At 39.1% G+C, this 20,455-nt stretch carries 33 protein-coding genes; 1 reads left to right on the top strand and 32 read right to left on the bottom strand.

Going from position 1 to position 20,455, the window contains the following annotated elements; translation table 11 throughout:
* Positions 1-101: 101 nt before the first annotated feature.
* The 21 genes from BM377_RS14935 to BM377_RS14835 all read right to left on the bottom strand — a co-directional run bounded on the left by BM377_RS14935 (position 102) and on the right by BM377_RS14835 (position 11,738).
* Positions 102-554: a GNAT family N-acetyltransferase gene (locus BM377_RS14935; protein WP_092250451.1), complete on the bottom strand. Its 453-nt coding sequence runs from the start codon at positions 552-554 to the stop codon at positions 102-104.
* 85 nt (positions 555-639) lie between these two features.
* Positions 640-1,569: a hypothetical protein gene (locus BM377_RS14930; protein WP_092250448.1), complete on the bottom strand. Its 930-nt coding sequence runs from the start codon at positions 1,567-1,569 to the stop codon at positions 640-642.
* A 189-nt stretch (positions 1,570-1,758) separates the two neighbouring features.
* Entirely contained in the window at positions 1,759-2,460 is a 702-nt protein-coding gene (locus BM377_RS14925; protein ID WP_092250445.1) for a DUF6796 family protein, read from the bottom strand.
* 91 nt (positions 2,461-2,551) lie between these two features.
* On the bottom strand, positions 2,552-3,445 hold the full coding sequence (locus BM377_RS14920) for a DUF4261 domain-containing protein (RefSeq protein WP_092250442.1): 894 nt from the start codon (positions 3,443-3,445) through the stop codon (positions 2,552-2,554).
* A gap of 36 nt (positions 3,446-3,481) precedes the next feature.
* Complete coding sequence (locus BM377_RS14915; RefSeq protein ID WP_177223916.1) at positions 3,482-4,000, bottom strand: GNAT family N-acetyltransferase; 519 nt, start codon at positions 3,998-4,000, stop codon at positions 3,482-3,484.
* A gap of 131 nt (positions 4,001-4,131) precedes the next feature.
* Positions 4,132-4,329: a hypothetical protein gene (locus BM377_RS14910; RefSeq protein ID WP_092250436.1), complete on the bottom strand. Its 198-nt coding sequence runs from the start codon at positions 4,327-4,329 to the stop codon at positions 4,132-4,134.
* Positions 4,330-4,344: 15 nt separating this feature from the next.
* Positions 4,345-4,566: a hypothetical protein gene (locus BM377_RS14905; protein WP_177223918.1), complete on the bottom strand. Its 222-nt coding sequence runs from the start codon at positions 4,564-4,566 to the stop codon at positions 4,345-4,347.
* A gap of 67 nt (positions 4,567-4,633) precedes the next feature.
* Positions 4,634-4,861 carry a GNAT family N-acetyltransferase gene (locus BM377_RS16780; RefSeq protein ID WP_442857316.1) on the bottom strand — a complete coding sequence of 76 codons (228 nt, stop codon included), beginning with the start codon at positions 4,859-4,861 and terminating at the stop codon, positions 4,634-4,636.
* The gene (locus BM377_RS14895; RefSeq protein WP_092250427.1) at positions 4,861-5,133 is read right to left on the bottom strand and encodes a DUF4240 domain-containing protein; all 273 of its coding nucleotides are present in this window, start codon (positions 5,131-5,133) and stop codon (positions 4,861-4,863) included. The genes BM377_RS16780 and BM377_RS14895 overlap by 1 nt, the downstream gene beginning before the upstream one ends.
* A 70-nt stretch (positions 5,134-5,203) precedes the next feature.
* Complete coding sequence (locus BM377_RS14890) at positions 5,204-6,178, bottom strand: hypothetical protein (RefSeq protein ID WP_092250423.1); 975 nt, start codon at positions 6,176-6,178, stop codon at positions 5,204-5,206.
* Between the two features lie 207 nt (positions 6,179-6,385).
* Positions 6,386-6,751 carry an ACT domain-containing protein gene (locus tag BM377_RS14885; RefSeq protein ID WP_092250420.1) on the bottom strand — a complete coding sequence of 122 codons (366 nt, stop codon included), beginning with the start codon at positions 6,749-6,751 and terminating at the stop codon, positions 6,386-6,388.
* A gap of 22 nt (positions 6,752-6,773) precedes the next feature.
* A complete protein-coding gene (locus tag BM377_RS14880; protein ID WP_092250417.1) occupies positions 6,774-7,178 on the bottom strand; it encodes a hypothetical protein in 405 nt (134 codons plus the stop codon).
* 40 nt (positions 7,179-7,218) lie between these two features.
* Positions 7,219-7,497, bottom strand: a complete 279-nt coding sequence (locus BM377_RS14875; protein ID WP_092250416.1) for a histidine phosphatase family protein — start codon at positions 7,495-7,497, stop codon at positions 7,219-7,221.
* Positions 7,498-7,503: 6 nt separating this feature from the next.
* Positions 7,504-7,971: a GNAT family N-acetyltransferase gene (locus tag BM377_RS14870; protein WP_092250413.1), complete on the bottom strand. Its 468-nt coding sequence runs from the start codon at positions 7,969-7,971 to the stop codon at positions 7,504-7,506.
* Positions 7,972-7,973: 2 nt separating this feature from the next.
* Positions 7,974-8,348 (bottom strand): nuclear transport factor 2-like protein, encoded by a 375-nt coding sequence (locus tag BM377_RS14865; protein ID WP_092250410.1) that lies wholly within the window; start codon positions 8,346-8,348, stop codon positions 7,974-7,976.
* Between the two features lie 118 nt (positions 8,349-8,466).
* The gene (locus BM377_RS14860) at positions 8,467-8,772 is read right to left on the bottom strand and encodes a type II toxin-antitoxin system PemK/MazF family toxin (protein ID WP_092250407.1); all 306 of its coding nucleotides are present in this window, start codon (positions 8,770-8,772) and stop codon (positions 8,467-8,469) included.
* Positions 8,772-9,014 (bottom strand): AbrB/MazE/SpoVT family DNA-binding domain-containing protein, encoded by a 243-nt coding sequence (locus BM377_RS14855; RefSeq protein WP_092250404.1) that lies wholly within the window; start codon positions 9,012-9,014, stop codon positions 8,772-8,774. The genes BM377_RS14860 and BM377_RS14855 overlap by 1 nt, the downstream gene beginning before the upstream one ends.
* A 51-nt stretch (positions 9,015-9,065) precedes the next feature.
* Positions 9,066-9,842 carry a hypothetical protein gene (locus tag BM377_RS14850; protein WP_092250401.1) on the bottom strand — a complete coding sequence of 259 codons (777 nt, stop codon included), beginning with the start codon at positions 9,840-9,842 and terminating at the stop codon, positions 9,066-9,068.
* 175 nt (positions 9,843-10,017) lie between these two features.
* The gene (locus BM377_RS14845; RefSeq protein WP_242948187.1) at positions 10,018-10,413 is read right to left on the bottom strand and encodes a cyclophilin-like fold protein; all 396 of its coding nucleotides are present in this window, start codon (positions 10,411-10,413) and stop codon (positions 10,018-10,020) included.
* Between the two features lie 77 nt (positions 10,414-10,490).
* A complete protein-coding gene (locus BM377_RS14840) occupies positions 10,491-11,489 on the bottom strand; it encodes an alpha/beta hydrolase (protein WP_092250398.1) in 999 nt (332 codons plus the stop codon).
* A 21-nt stretch (positions 11,490-11,510) separates the two neighbouring features.
* The gene (locus tag BM377_RS14835) at positions 11,511-11,738 is read right to left on the bottom strand and encodes a hypothetical protein (RefSeq protein ID WP_092250394.1); all 228 of its coding nucleotides are present in this window, start codon (positions 11,736-11,738) and stop codon (positions 11,511-11,513) included.
* A gap of 134 nt (positions 11,739-11,872) precedes the next feature.
* Here BM377_RS14835 and BM377_RS14830 point away from each other — a divergent pair, with 134 nt between their 5' ends.
* A complete protein-coding gene (locus BM377_RS14830) occupies positions 11,873-12,745 on the top strand; it encodes a LysR family transcriptional regulator (protein ID WP_092250391.1) in 873 nt (290 codons plus the stop codon).
* Between the two features lie 113 nt (positions 12,746-12,858).
* Here the strand turns inward: BM377_RS14830 and BM377_RS14825 are convergent, their stop codons facing one another.
* The 11 genes from BM377_RS14825 to BM377_RS14775 form a co-directional block, all read right to left on the bottom strand.
* Positions 12,859-13,212 carry a VOC family protein gene (locus BM377_RS14825; RefSeq protein ID WP_092250388.1) on the bottom strand — a complete coding sequence of 118 codons (354 nt, stop codon included), beginning with the start codon at positions 13,210-13,212 and terminating at the stop codon, positions 12,859-12,861.
* 83 nt (positions 13,213-13,295) lie between these two features.
* Positions 13,296-13,775, bottom strand: a complete 480-nt coding sequence (locus BM377_RS14820; RefSeq protein ID WP_092250385.1) for a GNAT family N-acetyltransferase — start codon at positions 13,773-13,775, stop codon at positions 13,296-13,298.
* A gap of 74 nt (positions 13,776-13,849) precedes the next feature.
* The gene (locus BM377_RS14815; protein WP_092250382.1) at positions 13,850-14,791 is read right to left on the bottom strand and encodes a DUF6788 family protein; all 942 of its coding nucleotides are present in this window, start codon (positions 14,789-14,791) and stop codon (positions 13,850-13,852) included.
* 143 nt (positions 14,792-14,934) lie between these two features.
* Positions 14,935-15,504 (bottom strand): HD domain-containing protein, encoded by a 570-nt coding sequence (locus BM377_RS14810; RefSeq protein WP_092250379.1) that lies wholly within the window; start codon positions 15,502-15,504, stop codon positions 14,935-14,937.
* Positions 15,505-15,545: 41 nt separating this feature from the next.
* Positions 15,546-16,025, bottom strand: a complete 480-nt coding sequence (locus tag BM377_RS14805; RefSeq protein ID WP_092250376.1) for a GNAT family N-acetyltransferase — start codon at positions 16,023-16,025, stop codon at positions 15,546-15,548.
* A gap of 197 nt (positions 16,026-16,222) precedes the next feature.
* A complete protein-coding gene (locus BM377_RS14800) occupies positions 16,223-16,543 on the bottom strand; it encodes a putative quinol monooxygenase (protein WP_092250373.1) in 321 nt (106 codons plus the stop codon).
* Positions 16,544-16,689: 146 nt separating this feature from the next.
* On the bottom strand, positions 16,690-17,298 hold the full coding sequence (locus tag BM377_RS14795) for a CPBP family intramembrane glutamic endopeptidase (protein WP_092250370.1): 609 nt from the start codon (positions 17,296-17,298) through the stop codon (positions 16,690-16,692).
* Positions 17,299-17,338: 40 nt separating this feature from the next.
* Positions 17,339-17,707: a flavodoxin family protein gene (locus BM377_RS14790; RefSeq protein WP_092250367.1), complete on the bottom strand. Its 369-nt coding sequence runs from the start codon at positions 17,705-17,707 to the stop codon at positions 17,339-17,341.
* 42 nt (positions 17,708-17,749) lie between these two features.
* Entirely contained in the window at positions 17,750-18,247 is a 498-nt protein-coding gene (locus BM377_RS14785; protein WP_092250364.1) for a GNAT family N-acetyltransferase, read from the bottom strand.
* A gap of 28 nt (positions 18,248-18,275) precedes the next feature.
* Positions 18,276-18,716, bottom strand: coding sequence for a GNAT family N-acetyltransferase (locus BM377_RS14780; protein WP_092250361.1), 441 nt, complete (start codon positions 18,714-18,716; stop codon positions 18,276-18,278).
* A 73-nt stretch (positions 18,717-18,789) separates the two neighbouring features.
* A complete protein-coding gene (locus tag BM377_RS14775) occupies positions 18,790-20,154 on the bottom strand; it encodes an alpha/beta fold hydrolase (RefSeq protein ID WP_092250358.1) in 1,365 nt (454 codons plus the stop codon).
* Between the last annotated feature and the right edge of the window lie 301 nt (positions 20,155-20,455).

Raw genomic sequence — 20,455 nt, 5'->3', positions numbered from 1 at the left:
ACGTCAGCAAATCTTATTCTACTCAGAGGTATTCCTTTTTATCAATCACCTTCTTCATTGGAATTCCCTATATTTAAATCATACAGGAAGCTCCTATATACTCATTCTTTATAAAACCTTGGTCCTTCTTCGCCCATTATCCCTGACGGAACAAAACCACATTTTTCAAGAACTCTTTGAGACTTTTTGTTATCAGGATCTGTCTCTGCGTCTACGCGGGAGACTCCCGGCTGCCTCAAAGCCCATGCTGTGGCTGCGGCTGTCGCTTCAGTAGCGTATCCACGGCCTTGCTTTTCTTCATTAATCCCATAGCCAATCTCTACCGAGCCATCGGAATTCAGCCCTTTAAAGCAAAGATCACCGATATGCGTTCCGTCTTTTTTCTCTATCATCCAGGTTGCATACCATTGTCTATCTTCCGGATGATCAAGGCATTCCTGCAGCATCTCACTAAATGCTTTTATCATCTCCTCATCAGTCTGCTTATCAATAATACCTCTCATCTCGTCATCTGATGCGATGCGGATCTTAAGGCGCTCTGTTTCAATTACCATTTAACTGTTTTGTCCTCCATTTGATCTAATATAAAAAAGAGACTTTTCTAAAGATTATATCTTCAAAATGTCTCTTTTCATAATATCAATCTTTCTTCTTATTTGCTAATGAAAACTCTTTATATAGCTTTTTTCTGTATTCGCTGTCTATACAAGCTTTTCGAGCATCGGTAATCCTATCATTCTCAAATAACCAATCGCAGAGTTCTCCTAAATGCTTTTCACCTTCTGTAACTCCGGCATCAAAGCTCTCATCTTGAATAATCTGAAGATGCTTTTCAGCACTATATCCTAAAACACCCATCTCAATGACCTCCTCTTTGTTCTTAAGCAAGAAATCTTTAAGAATGTCCTCAGAAATGCATTCGTCGATTGCTCTTGATATCGCCGAGCTAACGACTTCTTTCTGCGTAATGTCATTCATGTCGATAATATCGTTCATTTCTTTGTTTCTTTCTTTAGCTTCCTTTATACATTTTCGCACTTTTGATACAAAAATGGAATACTCTTTGAGGGTTTTGCAATCCTCCATAAGCTCATTATTATGGCCTTCATTGATATTTATTACTTTTACTATAAGTTCAAGCTCCGGATTATCTGTATCTTTAGCAAAAAGATCAGATAATCTATATATCTTTTCATCATCAAGTTTTATTGATCCATTATAAAATGTGATAAATCTTGGAGTAGGTACCTTTACCGGATTCGACCTGTATGTTTCTTCAATAGGTATTATTTTCTTATATATGCTTGCAACATACTCAAGATCCCTAAGCGGAATGTTAGGACATGGACTTGACTGATGTTCATAAAGACTAAGTTCATAGTCAAAGATAAAAGACAGATCATTTTTCATATTAAGAAAAGTATTGCCTTCAAGTGTAGTGATCTCCAGATCATCCGGATTGTCATAATTACTGTGATTAACACCGTTATAAAGTTCAAGAAGCCGACTTTTATCATGAAACAGCTTTCTGAACACAGTGTCCTTGTACTTCTGGTTGTCAATTCTCATTCATATACCTTCTTTCATTACTTTTTGTTACTTCTTAGGAATCTGATGGCGAAAGCCGTGATAAATAGAATGTAACTTAGAATTATTTGCTCAGATGCGAGCACAACCATGATCCTAGCACAGAAGGTAACAGAAATAAAGAAAAAAAACCTTAAGATTTTAGCCTGTCTTCTTAAGAATTTAACGTTATTACGGACAATCTTGTTTCTTCAGATGCTTTGCAAGTGCAATATACATGAGAAGCCATCCTAATGATTCAAATGCAACAGTGAAATCTTTAAAGAACTGCAGGGGAATCATCTTAAGAAAAACATCTATTATCAGCGTTGACAGCGGGCAGCAAATAAGTGCCCATTTGCTTAGATTAAGCTTTTTTCTGATGATCATATAGTACCATGCGATTGACACACCCAAATCACAGATCAGATATACAATCATAAGCTGTATTGTAATAAGCGCTCCCGAATCGTTAACCGCGCTTGCAGCAAGGTCTGATGAAATTCCCAGCGACAGCATTGTTTTGTAAAACATCGGAAATACGCACAACATAATATGAAATCCGCTTCCAAATGAAATAAGCAAAATATTCCCAAGACAATACGCCCCACTCCAAAAACGACTCGCTCCGCTCTCTGACATTGCTTCATTCTCGCGTGTCATACGGATTGCTTCTACTGAAGCAAAGAAAACCGGCAGCATCGCAAGAAGTGCAAGCGTTGCAGATAGTACAAATCTCCACATGGCCATCTGCGGCCAATTTGAGTGAGCGATAATTCCCACCTCAGTGTCGCCTTTTCCCGCTGCATCGAGAAGCCAATCTCCGATCATAAAAAAAGCCATTCCTACGGCACCAATATAAAACTTCAGTTCTTTTCTCTTTGTGTCTTTCATATCTAGTCTCCCGTTTTATTATTTGCCAATTTGATTAAGTTAAAAGCCTTTTATAGATAAAACGGACCGCTGCCGTACCTAGGGGAAGCCATTATCGACTCCCTGAAGCAAATTCTCCCATATTTATATCAATAACCGGTCTTACAGGCTGGATCAATGCATCCTCGTACTGAACTTTCCATTGAATCTCTTGGCTCATTTTGCCATCCTTGATTCCATCAATGTTATCGCCCGATTTTATCGGATTATCATTGTCAAAAATATAAGAGAGCATATTGTAAGCATGGTTCACGACTGAGTTTGGATCCATCCCGTGGAAATGATATTGGAGATCCGGCAAAAAGAGTGTGCTCATTCCCAAAGTGTCTACCAGCATATCCTCACTGCCTTCAATGTTAAAGAATCTCACATTTACGGCATAATATATGAATTTTGATTCTTTCGGAATTGAACAATTCAGAATCGCTTCTCTCGTATACATCTTCTTTGAGTTTTCGAAAAGAACTGCTTTGCATGTAGGAAACATTTCTACCAATGCTTCTACATAGTCTACAAGCATTTCAGCGCGTTCTTTATAATCCAATCCCGCTGCAAGCATATCTGTGGCTATGACTTGATATTTGCATGTGTTCAAAATCTGTTCGGAATCTTGGCAATCCCACAGCTGACTTTTAGCTATATCATCCAGCAGTGGCTGCTCTATATCTATGCATTTCATGATCATTAATTGAGGCGGAACATCAGCATTGTCTTTTTCAAAATGCACTGAGTACTTCATGGGTAAAAATCCCGCCATTTCATCGCTGTGTAAAAAGCAATTTACTTCCCCAAGATGCTTCTGCATGATCCCAGTCATAAACTCTTTTTCCGGAATATCACACTTATCTTCCATAAGCAGATGGATCATGAAAACCATCCCCGGATGATCTCCTTTCTGATTCAGATCCTGCTTCAAAACTTTTTCCTTTTTTCTAAATAATCCCATATAATCTTACTCCTTTATTCCTTTTATAAGCTTATTTCATAATAACTTCAATTCAAATACTCCACCATCAAAAAATATATCATTTCCATTAGAATCTTTATAAAAAGAAACTTTTTCCGTTCCTATCTGTTTAAAGCCAAGTGAATTAAGCAATCTTATCGACGGTATATTATTTATTGCCGTTCCGGCAGTAACCCTAGATACGCCGATGCTTTTTAGAAAGGGAAGCACTGCCGAGATACTCTCTTTTGCATAACCTTTTCCATGATACTTTGAATGAAAACAATAGCCAATTTCATAAGAATCCTCGCTTCGATTCAATGAAATATAGCCAATTATATCTTTATCTAAGCAGATAGCAAAAAAGATATGATCGTTTGCCTTAGCTTCCTTCGCCCATACGGCTATTCTGTCAGATACTGACCTATCGTCAAGTTCCTTTATGTTATCGTATTGCGCATATTGTGAACCTGCTTCATCCAGCCATATCTTTTGTATTGCACGCCAATCCCCTGCTTCAACTCGTCTGATCAACAGTCGCTCAGTTTTTATCATCTTGTCTCTCCACCGCAAGCTAGAATCCATCCCCTTTCGGTTCTATGGATAAGTTTTTATCTGAAGAAACTTCCGCTTTGTACTTTTGTCCTTTATATTTTTTATAGTCTAATGGTTTTATGATCATTCTCTCACCTATAGTCAGCCGACACTTCTATAAACGACCTACTTCCGCTAATATAATCAGCATAGGCCGTCTCAGCATCTTTTCCGTGAAAAACTTTGCAAAGCCCGCACATATCACAATCCGCAATACAGGGGAATCTCTCTTTTATATAAGCTCTGCGTTCTTCAGTTGTAGAATCTTTTATTTCAGGTGCATTTACCATAATCTCAAAATCCCCTCAATGAATCTGCCTGTCCTGACGGTATTTTTCCATGTACTCCATATTTATCTCGCGGATCTCTTTCTTGCCGTCAATATAATCCTGATAAATATCCCAGGGATTACCGCCGCCAAGCCAGCACGACGAACAATTCTCACATCCTCCGCCACACTCAAGCGAGCTCTTTACTATCTGCTCCCGCTCTTCTTTTGTTGTATCCTTGATCAGAATAGACTTCATCTCCATCAGCATGACCTCCATAGGCTACAGATCTCTTTTCTGATATCATTTTAGCAAATTTTTTCATTTACAATTTTTTCTCCATCAGAACAAATTTACCTTTGCGCCAATTTGCGTATCCTCTGGGTTCATATCCGTTATGTAAGTACAGTTTATTGGCAAAAGGATTCTCCGTAAAGGCATCCAGTCTGACTGATTCATATCCCATTCCTTTAATCTGTTTCTCAATATGCTGCAACACAGCTTTACCGATCCCTTGATTCTGAAACGCCGGAGAAACGCAGAATCTATGGATTATATATGCGCTTTTTTATCGTATTTCCATTGTCCGTTACTGTATTGATCATCACACTCACCGCTAATTACATATAAAGCGGCCATAGTGTTTTCCTTATACGCCAAATAAAGCGCGTGATCATCAATATCTTTTTCAAAATCTTCCCGTCCGGGATAGATGTCATCCCACTGGAAAATACCATGTTTCTCCATCTCAGCGATGGCCTGCTGTATCAAAATATAAATATCATCTAAATCCTGTTTGGTTCCGGGTCGGTATTCAATGTTCATATCTTCCTCATACAAATACAGAAAAAGAGGCTTTTCAAAGAATTTACTTTAAAAAGTCTCTTTCTTCTTTTTAGTTTTTCTTTTTTGATGCTACATATTCATCAAATAAATCTTTTCTATACTTTGAATCTTTATTTGCCTTTTGAACATCTGATACACGATTATTCTCAAAAAGCCATTCATATAACTCTGTGATGTCTTTCTCACCTTTATCATAGCCATTGTCATAGCCGCTACCATAACCCTTATCATAGCCGGCTTTAACGCCATCCTCGTAGCTCTCTTCCTGTATGACCTGAAGATGCCTCTCTGCACTATATCCTAAAACACCCATCTCAATGACCTCCTCTTTGTTCTCAAGCAAGAAATCTTTAAGAATGTCCTCAGAAATACATTCATCGATTGCTCTTGATATTGCCAAGCTAACAACTTCTTTCTGAGTAATGTCATTCATGTCGATAATATCGTTCATTTCTTTGTTTCGCTCTTTAGCTTCTTTTATACATTTTCGCACTTTTGATACAAAAATGGAATACTCTTTAAGGGTTTTGCAGTCCTCCATAAGTTCTTTATTATGGCCCTCGTTGATATTTATGACTTTAACAATAAGATCTAACTCGGGATTGTCCGTTCTTTTCGCAAACAGATCCGATAATTTATAGATTTTTTCATCTTCTAGCTTAATTGTTCCATTGTAAAATGTGATGAATCTCGGAGTAGGAATACTTATGGCATGAGACTTATAAGTATCTTCAGTAGGAACGATCCTTTTGTAGATGCTTGCCACATATTCAAGATCTCTTAACGGAATGTTGGGGCAAGGACTAGACTGATGTTCATAGAGGCTTAGCTCATAATCAAAGATAAATGACAGATCATTTTTCATGTTAAGAAAAGTATTGCCTTCAAGTGTAGTGATTTCCAGATCATCCGGATTGTCATAATTACTGTGATTAACACCGTTATATAGTTCAAGAAGCCGCCGCTTATCGTGAAACAGCTTTCTGAACACAGTGTCCTTGTACTTCTGATTGTCAATATTCATGTTATAACCTTCTTTCATTACTTTTAGTTACTTCTTAGGAATCTGATGGCGAAAGCCGTGAATAATAGAATGTAACTTAGAATTTTTTGCTCAGATGCGAGCACAAACATGATTCTAGCACAGAAGGTAACAGGAATAAAGAAAAAAATCCTTAAGATTTTGACCTGTTTTCTTAAGGATTTAACGTTATTACGCACACCCGGGATCTTATATCACTTTATATCCTTCAGAAGCCAATACTTCCAGCGCACGTTCATAGTTTTCTTCTTTTACAAGAATATAATCTGTGTTATAGGTTGAAACAGCGAAGATTCCAATTTTGTGTTCTGCGAGTATACCGGACAATTTAGATAAGATTCCGATCAATGAAAAATCAAGGATTCCTTGGATACGAAATCCTCTCCATCCATCATCACGTTCTATCGTCTTTATTGGTGCGTCTTCCGTTCTGCAAACAAGTGAAAGCTCTTCATCTGTCTTTCCGACAAAATAAAATTCTGCAGTCAGGTCTATATCCGAAATATCTGCCACTTTACAAACGGACAGCTTATGCTCAATCTTCTTCAGTTCCATTTTTACCCTTTCAAATTGTGTTTCACAGTTCCTGTTTCATCTTTTCAATTCCATACTTTGCTACTTCGAGGTCCTCCTCAGAAAGAGCTCCGCTGAATGCAAAAGACATCTTATAACCTTTGTATTCTTCATAAGCCCCGCCTACGAAACCGCATTCACCAAGTATCGCTTTATGGTCGGGATTACCGCTGTCTGCTTCTGTAGCCATTGCTTCCGCACATTTTGCCCACGCGATGCCAACAAGATTCCAACCCTCATTGAAGTTGAACGGAGTATCCACTACTTTCATTTCACCGATCCAATCTACAGATTCTCCCTTGTTAAGCACAGATGCAACAGCTACACCCTTTATGCCCATGTCATGAGCCTTATTCTTCATCTCTTCCAACACTTTAACTATGCTGCTTCTTAATTCTTCATTCGTCATCTCTAAAACCTCCACATCAATACAATATCCTTTTTCTATCTTACAACATATACGACATGTCATTGATACTTTTAACCAGATGCTTTCCGGCATCGTCAATGATCATGTGGGATACGCCACCGGCGGCGCCTTGAATATCCACTTCATAAAAAGATTCAACGGCAAGCCCCAGATACATGGCATTCCAAATGCTAAGAAGATCACCATGAGAAACGATTATAACGTTCTCTTCATTGCAAGCCATCACTTCTTCGTAAAAAGGTCTGAGACGGTTCCATGCATCCCTTCGGCTTTCCCCGTCACCAAATGTCTTTTTCACCCTGCGCTAGCTATTTTTCCACTTCATTAAATGATATTTGGAATGATCGTCGGTAAAGCCAAGTGCCTTGTACAAAGGATAGCCGTCTTCCGTTGACTTTAACTCGACAACCGATAATTCCTGTTTCTTTGCATCCGAAAGCAGCGCTTCCATTATCATTTTCGCGAAGCCTCTGCGCCTGTAATTCGGGCAGGTATAGACATTGAGTACTGTTCCTGTTCTTCCGTTTATGAAAGAAGGGCTCATGGGCTTAACCGTAATAAGCAAAAAAGCGCATGATACAATGGTTTCATGCTCTTTTATCACATAAGCAAAAAGATCTCTGTCTATATGTTCCCTGAAATAATCGGGAAGATTCCTGCGAATCAAAACAGTATCATTATCATCAAGGCTGCCGTTATCCTCTTCCAGATATGAAAGGCGCATTTGGACAAGGTCGTCAATATCTTGAGTTCCTGCTTTTTCAACTGTCATGATTACTCTCCTCCAATCGGTCTTCCAATTCCAAGCTCTTTTCGCCACTGTGGCGCTTCTCCGTCGTCCGCCCAATATTCATCCATCTCGAAGACTTTATCATCTTTTAATTTGATAAAGCTCACAACATGACATTTTATAGATCCGTCCGTTGATTGAACCGCACCTGCGATAACCGTTTTTGAGCCGTTTTCCTCTACTCTCTCAATCTCACCGATCCAGTTGCCCGGATATTTACAATTTGCAGTAATGTACTCAGAGGCCGTAAACTGCTCATTCGTACAAAGCCAACGAATGACTGCGTCCTCGGTAAAAAAAGTTTTGAGTTTTTTCTCATTTTGTGTAATTATAGCTTGCCAATAATCTTGAATATTCATACCGGGTCCTCTCTTATGTCTGTGGCTATATTATATAACAAAGATAGCCACTTTCGCACAATTCACCTTGCGAAAATGGCTATATATTCATATTACTGAAAAAAATGCTTTGTTTCGTTTAGATGTAATCAAAAATCCCCTGAATAGCATCTGTAATATTTATAATGTCAGGATAATGAATGCTATCTATTTTTGAATATCCTCTAATATTCAGATCAAGGAGCGCCAGTTTTTCACACTGCACATACCCTTCAACATTCTCAGTTTTGATGAATATATGTAATGGTCCCGCTTCTCCCTTTTCGTAGATAGGACAACCAATTATCTCATAAGTTTTATTAAAGAAATCCTTACTTACAAGAAGAACCGGTTTCTTGACACGCTCTATCTTAAGAATATCCCCCTGATGCAATTCTTCTTTCATTACCAAATCTCTCTTCCTACCGGTTCATCCCAGTCAAATTCACCATCAAGATTAAGCTTTCCACCATACTCGGCGGCACGCTCTTCCAATGATCTATGACGAAATGATTTAACAAGCATAATCATACCATTTGAAACCTTTACATCTAGAACATCATCTACCGAAAAAGCCGCTTCCTGAAGCACTTCTTTGGGAATTCTAATCCCTTGACTATTGCCCCATGCTTTAACTTGAACCTGCATAAGCAATACCTCCTTTATGTATATACATTGTATATCCATGTGATAAATAAATCAACCCAGTCTTTGATAAATCTCCGATAAATCATTATCATTATTTCTTTCTTCAAACAGTTTTCTGATCTTTTCTTCCTTTTCTTTTTCCGCCTGTTTTTCCTCTTTTTCAAGAAGGGCTTCGTGGATGTTTTCAAGCTCTTTGTCCACTCTGTCCATGAGCTTATCCCATTCCTTAAGGCTCATTTCTTGGCTGCCTATCCTAATCTTGATCTCAGTCTCATTATTAATAAGCTTGTAGTACAGCTCCGTTCTGAATGCATTTATCTGTGAAACAAGCGAATTTTCGTCTTCCTCAATATCATTTTCAGCATCGGGAGTTTCCGATTCCGCGGCCGCTTCCGCCGGCTCTTCGACTTTTTCCTCTTCTATCTCCAGGCGTTTCCTCGTGCAATGATTATATTCATGGATAGCTCGCATTATGGCATTTAGATCCTCCGGTGTAAACATGTCCGCCGCTCTTGCCAAATCATCAATTTTGTCTATGTTGACATGAAGGCTTCCGCCGCTGGGAAGAGATATCCTAAGGACTTTATCCTTTTCATACATATTTCCCAAAGTTATGGCGTTCTGCTCATAATCGCAGACAAAAGTAACCCCGTTATACTGTATGACGCCATCCTTCGCCAAAAAGCTATACGGACATTTCTTTTCGGTTTCAGCCTGCAGTGTCTGCCCAAAGCTCTCTGTCTTGTCTACGCCGGGGACACTCTCTTTTCCTACTGCAGAATTATAAGATTGTTCCCAATGATCATTTGCTATCGCTGCTATTCCCATACTCGCCTCCATAAAAAAAGTGCCCTTTCAAGGATGGTCAATCCATTGAAAAGACACGCATTTCCATTGCTATCTTTTATATCGGCAATATTCTTTAAAAAGTTTAGTATCAGATTCTCGCAATAACATAATCCGAAACAACCTGTATGAGTATCTTCTTCGCCATGTATCCTTCTTATTCCATACTTAATGTGATTGTAACATCACCATTACTAAGTAGATTCTTTAGTTCTTTCTCATTCAGGTTTATTTTCCCCAGTCTCGTATATGCCCATGAATTAGATCCGTAAAACACTACAAGCTGATTTCCAGAATAAAGGACAATATCTCCTGACGATGTAGTCGTCTGTTTATCATCTCGTGTGATACTCTTTCCGATAGGTCCTACCTGTTCAAAGCCTCCGTACATAGACATTGATATCGTAAGCTCATCTTCTGCAAGCTCCTTCAGTTCAGCCACAGAGGCATTATTTTCCCATGTAACATCCACTTTAGTATCGTTGATCGTCATAACCATGATAATCTCGTCCTCCTGCTCTGTGACGTTTTCGTATTCTGTAATTGTTTCCACTTCCTTCACGGTCGTTCCACAGCCTGATAGTACTGTGCAGGACAGTACTACTAAGATTATCAAATGAATCGTTCTTATCATTTCAAATACTCCATGTAAAACTCAGTCAGTTTATCAAACGGGATTGCATCCTTTCCGCCTCCGTCATACAGATCGGTATGCACTGCATCAGGAATTATCAGTAGCTCCTTATTTTCCGTATACTTGCTGTCCTTTATCATCGCAGCATAAGCGTCCTTTGAGAAATAACAGGAATGTGCTTTCTCACCATGAATGAGAAGAACTGCGCTTCTGATTTCATTGCTGTACTTAAGAATTGGCTGATTAACAAACGATTCACATCCAATCACATTCCAACCACCATTGGAGTTAAGTGATCTTGCGTGATACCCACGGTCTGTCTTGTAATATTTGTGATAATCAACAACAAAGAACGGAGCATCCTCCGGAAGCGGATCCACCACACCACCGCCAAGCTTGTACTCGCCATTCTTAAGGTCTTCCAGGCGCTGTGCACACTGTGTCTTCTTCGCCTCATAACGAGCTTCCTCAGAATCCGCAGAGTCAAAATATCCGTTTGCATTCACCCTTGTCATATCGTACATAGTGGAAGCCACCGTTGCTTTTACCCTTGTATCAAGTGCAGCCGCATTGATTGCCATGCCGCCCCATCCGCAAATGCCAAGGATTCCTATCCGGTCAGGATCTACCTTTTCATTCAGAGAAAGAAAATCCACAGCCGCCATAAAATCTTCCGTATTGATATCGGGTGACGCCATATATCTGACGTTTCCGCCACTCTCGCCTGTGAACGAGGGATCAAATGCAATCGTCAGAACCCCCCTCTCTGCCATAGTCTGCGCATATAATCCGCTGCACTGTTCTTTCACAGCTCCAAACGGTCCACTTACTGCGATAGCCGGAAGCTTTCCTTCCACATTCTTTGGCACATACATATCAGCTGCAAGGGTGATTCCATATCTGTTTACAAATGTCACCTTACTGTGATCTACCTTATCACTTTTTGCAAAAGTCTTGTCCCATTCCTGTACCAGTTTCAGTTCTTCTTTGATCATTGCTTTGTCCTCCATATTTTTTTACTTTGCCGCATTCCTCTCCGCCCGCCGGATCAGGAAATCCATACAGTCTACTTTTCTCTGGCTTTCATGCATCTCATCCATAAGGCTGCATCTGCATTTCTTTAAGAATCGGATCAGCTCATCTGCCTGTCCGTTTTTGTACAGTTCTCCTGCAATCTCAGCATCATGTTTTGTGCATCCTGCATCCGCTAAATTATCAAGCATTGCCTTCAGTTCCATTTCCATAAGTGCATTTTCCTCTTAAAACACTTCTTTTGTCTTTCTAATTTAAGAATAATGCATTGACATGATCTTCGCTAATAAATAAAATGAATATCGTGATATTCCATAATGGAATATCATAGAAAGGAACTACTAAGATGGAAATAAAGAACCTTCGCTATTTTCTTGCAGTTGCAAGAGAAGAAAACATGACACACGCTGCGGAAATCCTACATGTTACACAACCGACCTTATCAAAGGTCTTAAAATCACTTGAAGATGAACTGGGTAAAAAACTGTTTACCCGTCACAGTTTCTCCATCAAACTTACCGATGAGGGTATGCTTCTGCGTGACCGTGCAGAAGATCTTGTAGCAATGGCAGATAAAATTGAACAGGAATTCATCTCCCTCGATGACATCACAGGCGGAGACATCTATTTCGGTCTGGCAGAATCCTATCAGATCAGTCTGCTTGCACGTGAGATAAAAAAACTGAAGGACAGGTATCCAAACTTTACATACCATATCACCAGCGGAGACACTGAACAGGTTACGGAAAAACTCGACAAAGGACTTCTGGATTTTGGAGTAATATGTGAAACACCAAACACGGACAAATACGAATATCTTGTCTTCCCTGATTCCGATCTCTGGGGTGCGGTCATGTTAAAAAAACATCCACTTGCAAAGAAAAAGAGCATAAAAGCAACTGACCTTATCGGACAGCCTCTTTACTGCTCTGAACAAAGCTGGAATATTGAAATACCTGAATGGGCGGGAGAACACTATCCCAGACTCCATCTGGAAGGCTCTTTCCGGCTTTCTTATAATGCCTCCATGTTTGCAAAAGAAGGTCTCGGCATCCTCCTTACTTTCGAGCATCTCATCAACTGTTCCGAGGAAAGCGACCTGATATTCAAACCGCTGTTTCCAAAGCAGGAAACAAAACTGTATCTTATCTGGAACAAATACCAGACCTTTACGCCTATAGCAGAGAAATTCCTAAAACAAGTGAAGATGTCATTTTAACTGTAAGTTTCCGCTACAATCCCCAAGGGATGTATCCTGAAAGATAATGCATCGACAAATTTGAATTTGTGCGATTAACTTCGGGATAAATATATCTGCCACCAGATCAAAACTCACTGTGAAACTGCAGTGTATACCTCTATATGATTGCCCTCGGAATCGACAAATTCCGCAACCCAATTCTTACCGATCTGCATCAACGGAAAACATATCTCTTTACCTTCAAGTTTTTCCTTCATCTTCTCGAGCGTATCAAAATGCAAACTCGGAAGACAGTTGCTACCAAATATGTGCTTTTCATTTACAACCTTATAAGCAAACAGGTTGAATCGAAAACCATCTACTTCGAAACAGCTGCCAGCATCTCCTTTTTCCGATACTTCTTGCTCAAAGAATTCTTCATAGAATTTAATTGCACGTTCCATATCATTAACGCATATATAAAGCGAATCGATTTTGCAAAACATTTATACTCCCATTCCTTTCTCTGCCTAATAAACTGATGATACATCCATGTTTATTCCCCGATAATAGTTTCAATAACTGTAAGTTAAAGTGTGCGATAGTATAGGCAAATATTCTCATAATGTCCATCCTTCATCCTAAATCCGCCAGGGATAGTTCCAAGTTGTACAAAGCCAAGTCTCTCATATAGATGTCTTGCATGGATGTTGCTTTCTACTACAGCATTGAATTGTAATACTCTAAACCCGATATCTTTCGCTTTAAGCAAACAATCACTTACAAGTTTTTCTCCGATATGCCTCCCTCTACACTTAGAATTTACCGCATAGCTCGCATTACATATATGCCCACATCTACCAACATTATTCGGATGCAATATATATAAGCCTACTATCTGACCATCATCATCTGCTACGCCGGTATAACTCTGTGATTCAAAGAATTCTTTCCCTGACACAGGATCAAGAAAGTCTTCCTGCGGAAAAGCTATTCCAGCTTCAACAACCTCATTCCAGATGTCTATCATCTGCTGGAGGTCTTTTTCCTCATATTTTCGTATTATCATTTTAGATACACCTCGTCAATTATGCTGAAATTTAATCACTCTACAAATTTGAATTTACAATTAGTAAAATTTAGTTACTCCATCCGTTTCCAGCATTTTTCTTTAAGAAAATCAGATATCACATTGATATTTTCACCTTCATAGTATGCAACCAACAATTTCTTGAACTCGGGCACTTCTTTCTCTGGTATGACAAGAAGTCCTTGCCCATGAGATATAAGGTAATGGTTTGCAAATATAACCGAGGCTCTTTTGTTACCATCAACAAAGACCTGTGTTTTCATACAATACATGCATAATTCTATTGCTTTGTCTATATCCGCTTTCGCAGAAACTCTTATTTCGTTTATGTTCTCTATAACCACTGACTCTATAGGAATAGGTGGTACGTAACTTGTGCCTCCTATAGTTACAGGTACACTACGTATCTTTCCACCATAAGTGAAAAATCCTTCATTAACAAGCTTTGCTACATGACATAGTAAATAGTAGTCAGTTTCAGCCTGTATAACATCCTGGTCAAGAATGAACTCCCAAGAATGCTTAAGATTCAAGATTTTTTGCACATCATCCGCTGTCATGCCGTTGACGATACCTTTTTCCAATATTTCCTCTGTCTGTGGGAAAGTCGTTGCTACTCCCTCCAAAACAGCCTGATCATAGATGTTTGATTTCATATTGGCTCTGGCAAAGTCCAAATTCATAACAACATCTGTAGATAGTTCAGTAGGACTATATCCAACTTCTGCAAGTTGCTTATCTATTTTCCGAATATTCTTTTTTAACTCTCTGACTTCTCTAGCGTTCCTAAGAAGCAACTGATACAGATTATCTGAGTAAACATCAACATATTTTGATGTGAGTTTTCCATTTACTCTTTTTCTTATATACAAGTATTTGCCACTGGAGTTTTCCTTCACTTCCGGTGATCCGTCATAAGGTATGAGGTTTAGACGTGCCTGAAGATCAGCTTTATCCTGCAATAAACTCTTAATTGTTTCCAACTTATTATCCATCGATTTCTCCTTTTAGGGAACTTTCCTAATAGAAATATATCAAAAAGTTCCCTAAAATTCAAATTAAAAATAGGGAACTTTTTTGTGATGATCAGCGTCAAAAAGTTCCCCAAAATGTCTCGAAAAGAATTTTTACCTCCGACTTATGGTAAGACCTTTTCTTCTATCTTTTCTAAGGTATCTTCAAGAATCACTTTTCTAAGGTCTGTAAGCCATTCAGAAAAGGATACTGTATCAAAGGCATATGTTTTATTGAGTTCATACTCATTTTCAGCCCATGTATCAATTGGGGACTCGTTGTGTTGAATCAATGCCTCAAGCTTATCCAATGACTTGTACAGCTTAGCCTCCTTCGTTTCTTGGGCATCCATTTCTTCATAAAGAGCAGCTATTTCCCCTGATAGTTCCTCCGGGAGAGATTTTACCCACTGGTTCAAAAGAGAATCTTCAACCTCTCTATCGGAATCAGTTTTTATAAATGTCGGAATATCACCGGTAAAACACTCCCCAAGATCATGAATAAGACACATATCCACAACTTTATCGATATCTAAATCTGCAAACTCATGTTTAAGAAGAAATGCCATTAGCGAAATCCGCCAGCTGTGCTCTGCCACACTCTCAGTTCTTCTTTTCGATGTAGTGCAATGGCGAGGCGTATCTTTCAGTCTTTCAGCAACATGTAATATCTCTAAATACTCCCTTGCGTTCATATCAGCTCCTCCTCTGTTTTGATAATCAATTATACTGAAAGTTAAAGTGTATGATAGTACGGACAGATATTCTCGTAATGCCCGTCTTTCATTCTGAATCCACCCGGTATCGTTCCCAACTGCACAAAGCCTAATCGCTCATATAAATGTCTCGCATGCACATTGCTCTCAACTACAGCATTAAACTGCAATACCCGGAAGCCAAGTTCTTTACCTTTGGATAGACAGTATAATACCAGCTTCTCTCCAATATGCTGCCCTCGGCACTTTGAACTTACTGCATAACTTGCATTACAAATATGTCCACATCTGCCAACATTATTCGGATGCAAAATATATAAACCAACAATCTGTCCATCGTCTTCAGCGACTCCGGTATAACTCTGCGATTCAAAAAACTCCCGACCTAACACATCGTCAAGCAGATCTTCCTGAGGAAACGCTATTCCATCCTCGACAACCTCATTCCAGATTTCTGTCATCATATGAATGTCTTTTTCTTCATATTTTCGAATAATCATTCAAATACCTCATCGTCAATTATGCTGGAATATATTTTCCTTATCTACTATCTTTTTACCACGTAGAATCTGTATAGTTCTTCTTTCTCGCCATCAATGTCCTTATACATCTTGGTTTCCATCAGTTTAAATCCACATTTTTCGGCTGTCTTCCAAGATGGTACGTTGCCATCCTTAGCCAATTATCCTGTAAGTTATTATCTTCTTAAGTATTTCTCATCCGATTCATATTCGTCGCTAACAAATCGTTCCACGTTCATGTGAAGATCATATTTATTGCGAAGCTCGGTTAGTTGCTTCATCATTGGAGAAGCATGATGTGCATCTATAGCCTCCTGATCTGACCACGAATCAATGAGCAACACGGTCTCGGGATCATTGAGAGGTTGAAAATATTCATACCGCAGATTCCCTTCTTCTGCTCGAATAGCCTCCGCGATACCTGATGATTCCATTTCGTCCGCAAACGCACGTGCATTTCCGTTTATTCCCTTATAATACAGATTTACTGTTATCATGAACTCTCCTTAGTAAGATATACTGAAATTTTATCCAATATACTTTTTATTCATTCTAATGCACCTCCGTTTTTGAGGTCATTATAATGATTCTGCTGATGCGAGTTATAAAATCATCTTCCGATATAATCGGCAATCATCATGTTTCAGAACAATAAAAACGCCGAGCATATTCCCGAAAAAATATTTGCTAATGCATGAATACACCAGCTTGGCAATATAGAACCTCCTGCAATCTTTTCGTTTGTATATCCCATACACCAGCCAATCCCACCGGTAAAAACTATAACGATCAACGCCTTAACAATGCCTACAGCTGAATAAAACATAACGCCATGTAGCAAACCAAATAGAGTCGCCTGAATGATGTTTCCGACTGTAACCCCAATCTTATTTGAGATTCTCTTCAAAAGAAAACCTCTGAATAAAATCTCTTCTGACAGCGCCGTATTTAAAATAGCATAGATAAGGATAGCCGGAATCGCGGCTGCTCCATGTCCCGAAAAATCAGATGTTGCTGTTTCTACTCCTTTTAATAAGTATAATATGACGACTGATAAAATAAGAAATGCGACAGACACACCGGCAATCCAGAACAGAGTCTTATGCTTTTCACCCTCCGGCTTCTTTAGTCCAATCCATTTAAGGAAACCGCATTCCTTTCTAGCTGTAATTAACCACCAGATAAATGGGATTAACGAAAACAGAATAATCTGTATAATACTACTGACCAGTTTCGATATTGCTAAGCTCATTTCAACATATTCTCCTTTGTATTTGATTTAACTGTAATATTTAAATATTCTTGCAGAAATCTATAATCTCTTGTTTTCTGGGTTCTACATCTGTTTTGTATTCAATTGATGTCACCCCTAAATGACCTTTACATTCTATTTCCAGATGACCGTAAAAATGCTCTATACTACCGATTATCTTCTCACATTCCGGCATATTCGGTCCGGTTCTTAGAGCAACCGCATCATCCATTACACACTTCGCCGTGTTGTGACAAGAACGACATCCTCTGCAAAAAGCAAAAGCATAATCATCAATGCAAATTCTTTTCACTCGATACTTCGATGATAACTGTTCTGATACCAGCTTAACTATTTCCGCAGTTGCTCCTGTACGAACAGGGCTACAATTAATAATAAGTGCTTTCATCGTTCCACCTACAAACTTGAATTTATGCGATTAACTTCAGATTTAACGTTTTATAATCATATTACATCTACCCCAAGACTCATCTTTATACTTGAATGCGTTAGGAGTAATCTGCCTTTCTGTAAAGCCGGCACCCTCATAGCATCTCTTAGCTCTTGCATTCTCCGGAAAGACATTAAGTTGTACAGCCACAGCCTCCGGATCAGTAAAGGCCTTGCAAACGGCTAGCTTGATCATTTCTTTTCCGATTCCTTGACCACGAACAGATGCATCCACTATAACAAACTTTAGCATCCCTTCATGAGTCTCGTGATTAAGTGAGTAGCAATAAAATCCAACAGCACGCCCTTCATCATCTACCGCAGCGAAAGGACTGTCTCCAAATCTTTCTGCTATTTCTGACAAAAAACTCCTAAGTGTTTCTTTTTCGATGGGATACGGAATCAGATTGGCGCACCACATCATATGTGTTCTTTCATCTGTGATCCATGTCTTGATCACGTCAAAATCTTTGTCGAGATTAAATGCTCTTATTTTCATTTTTCTTTTCCTCGTAAACCGGAATCCATCACTCCAGCCGCATATCAAACGCTTTTTTCGATGCTCCGTCAAAGCCTACATGCTCATAAAACCGATGTGCTTCAGTCCGGGCCGCTCCACTTTGCAGTATTACTTTATAGCAATGACGATCTTTAGCAAATGAAACCGCCATATCTATAACCTTTGACGCCAAGCCACAATTCCGATACTGCTTATCCGTGACCACGTTCTCGATGAAGCAGATACCTCTGTTGCCACGAGTCAGATTCGGTATATAGACGGCATAACAAGTCGATACAACCTTGCCATTTTCAATAGCACCAAAGTATTGAATGTTGGGATCATCTTCTATTTCCCGCCAGACTCTTTCGCTTTGCTCAAACAAACTCTGTTCATCATTTTTATCAAGTTGCCGATATAATTCCAGCAAAGACTTCAAATCCAAAATATTCAATCTTCTGAATTCCATACCGTTTTTTCCTCAAACTCCGCTTTTTCCGTTCACATAGTACCTTCAAAAATGGACCGCTACCCCCGTCCCCCTAGGTCCATATTTCCTCCATAAACTCACGAATATATGCATTAACTTCATCAGGTCTGTCCACGTTCACATTGTGCGCGGCATCCTTGACAATCTTAAGGGGATATCCGGTCTTTTTCGCCCATGCTTTGTTGTACTGCATAACTTTACCTGTTTTATCTTTTTCACCCAAGATCAAAAGAACAGAACATGAAATTTCCAGGTTACAGTTATCTTCAAGGAAACCTGCATACGACATTCCAACAAGATGACAAATCTCTTTTTTTTCATAAGGTAAAAGAGCATTCATCATATTGTCATATGCTTCCTGAGTAACCGATACCTGCTTTGACATAGCCTTTTTCATTGCTCTTAGCGGATAAAGGTTAAACATCCACTCAACTTGTTTAAGTATCCAAATATCAAATTTGGAATAATAATCAAATCCGTAAGGCGTGCTGTCAATCGATATAAGCCCCTTTGCACGATCGGGATATCTTTTTATAAAAGCTTGCGCATGCATACCTCCAAGCGACTGACCTGCTAAGAAGACTCTTTTAACATCGCATTCATCCAAAATGGAATTAATGTACTCGGCCACATCCGCGTAGTCAAAATCCTTAAACGGTCTTGATTGCGCGTGCCCCGGAGCATCCCAAACTATAACATTGTATTCTTTTTCAAAATAAGACGTTTGCCGGTCAAACATGGTATGGTCGGCTGTAAGCCCGTGCAGAAAAAAGATTGTATCTGCGTCTTTTTTCCAATTATCTGATTTCCAGTATATGACACTACCCTTTTCTGTCTGTAATGATTGCTCTTTTATAAATAAACCATCATTTTCAAAAGTAGCACCTCTCTCATGATTGGAAATCTTTGCCTCAGAAATGTGACTCATTTTCTTTTCCATCACAGTGACGTTTGAGGTCTTGTCGCCCCACGTCAACACATCTCTGCGCTTTGAAGAAAATCCCTGTTTTTCCCAAAAAGGGATTACATTTGGCTCGTGATCATCAACCACATCTATTCGGATCGTCTTAGCTCCGGAAGCAATCATCTTTTCTTCGAAGCACTTATAAATTGCCTTTCCTTTTCCGCTTTTCTGAACCGATGAAGCAAGCATCAACATTGAAAGATATACATATCCGTCATCTTGAAGCATATAGTCGATCACGCCGATCGGACTTCCTGCTTCAATTATCAGATTCGAGCTGAATCCATGCTCTTCCATTTCTTGAAGCTCGTGAGAAATAAAGCTTGATGTCACCTTCTCTTTTCCCAAATGATGAATCAAAAAATCCTTGTTTGAATTATATATTCCGACTACGGCGCTGATATCTGCAGGATCTTTTTTTACTTTTCTGAAAGAAAAATTATTCGAATTCACTGTTAATTCTCCTACTATTAGTATTAGTCATAGTCTTTCTTTACCTTTTCAATAGGTTCGACTATGCTGTTTAAGATGCTGTGGATTGGTTGTTTTCTCCTACCGCATAGACGGTTTAAGTAAGGCTCCAACCACAGTCTCTTTGTTTATTTGTTAATCAGTTAGTTACCGCATGACGGTTTATCAAGAAGTAGGTTACGATTGCAAGGAGCCCTGTGGATTTGAAACAGTATCAATACTATTTTTCGGGAGGTTCTATATGATCTATGTAGGAATTGATGTCGCTAAAGACAAACACGAT

This window comes from Butyrivibrio sp. INlla21 (genome assembly GCF_900116875.1).
Lineage (GTDB): Bacteria > Bacillota > Clostridia > Lachnospirales > Lachnospiraceae > Butyrivibrio.
The sequence above is the reverse complement of the archived record's forward strand: the minus strand, read 5'-3'. Positions and strand labels throughout refer to the sequence as shown.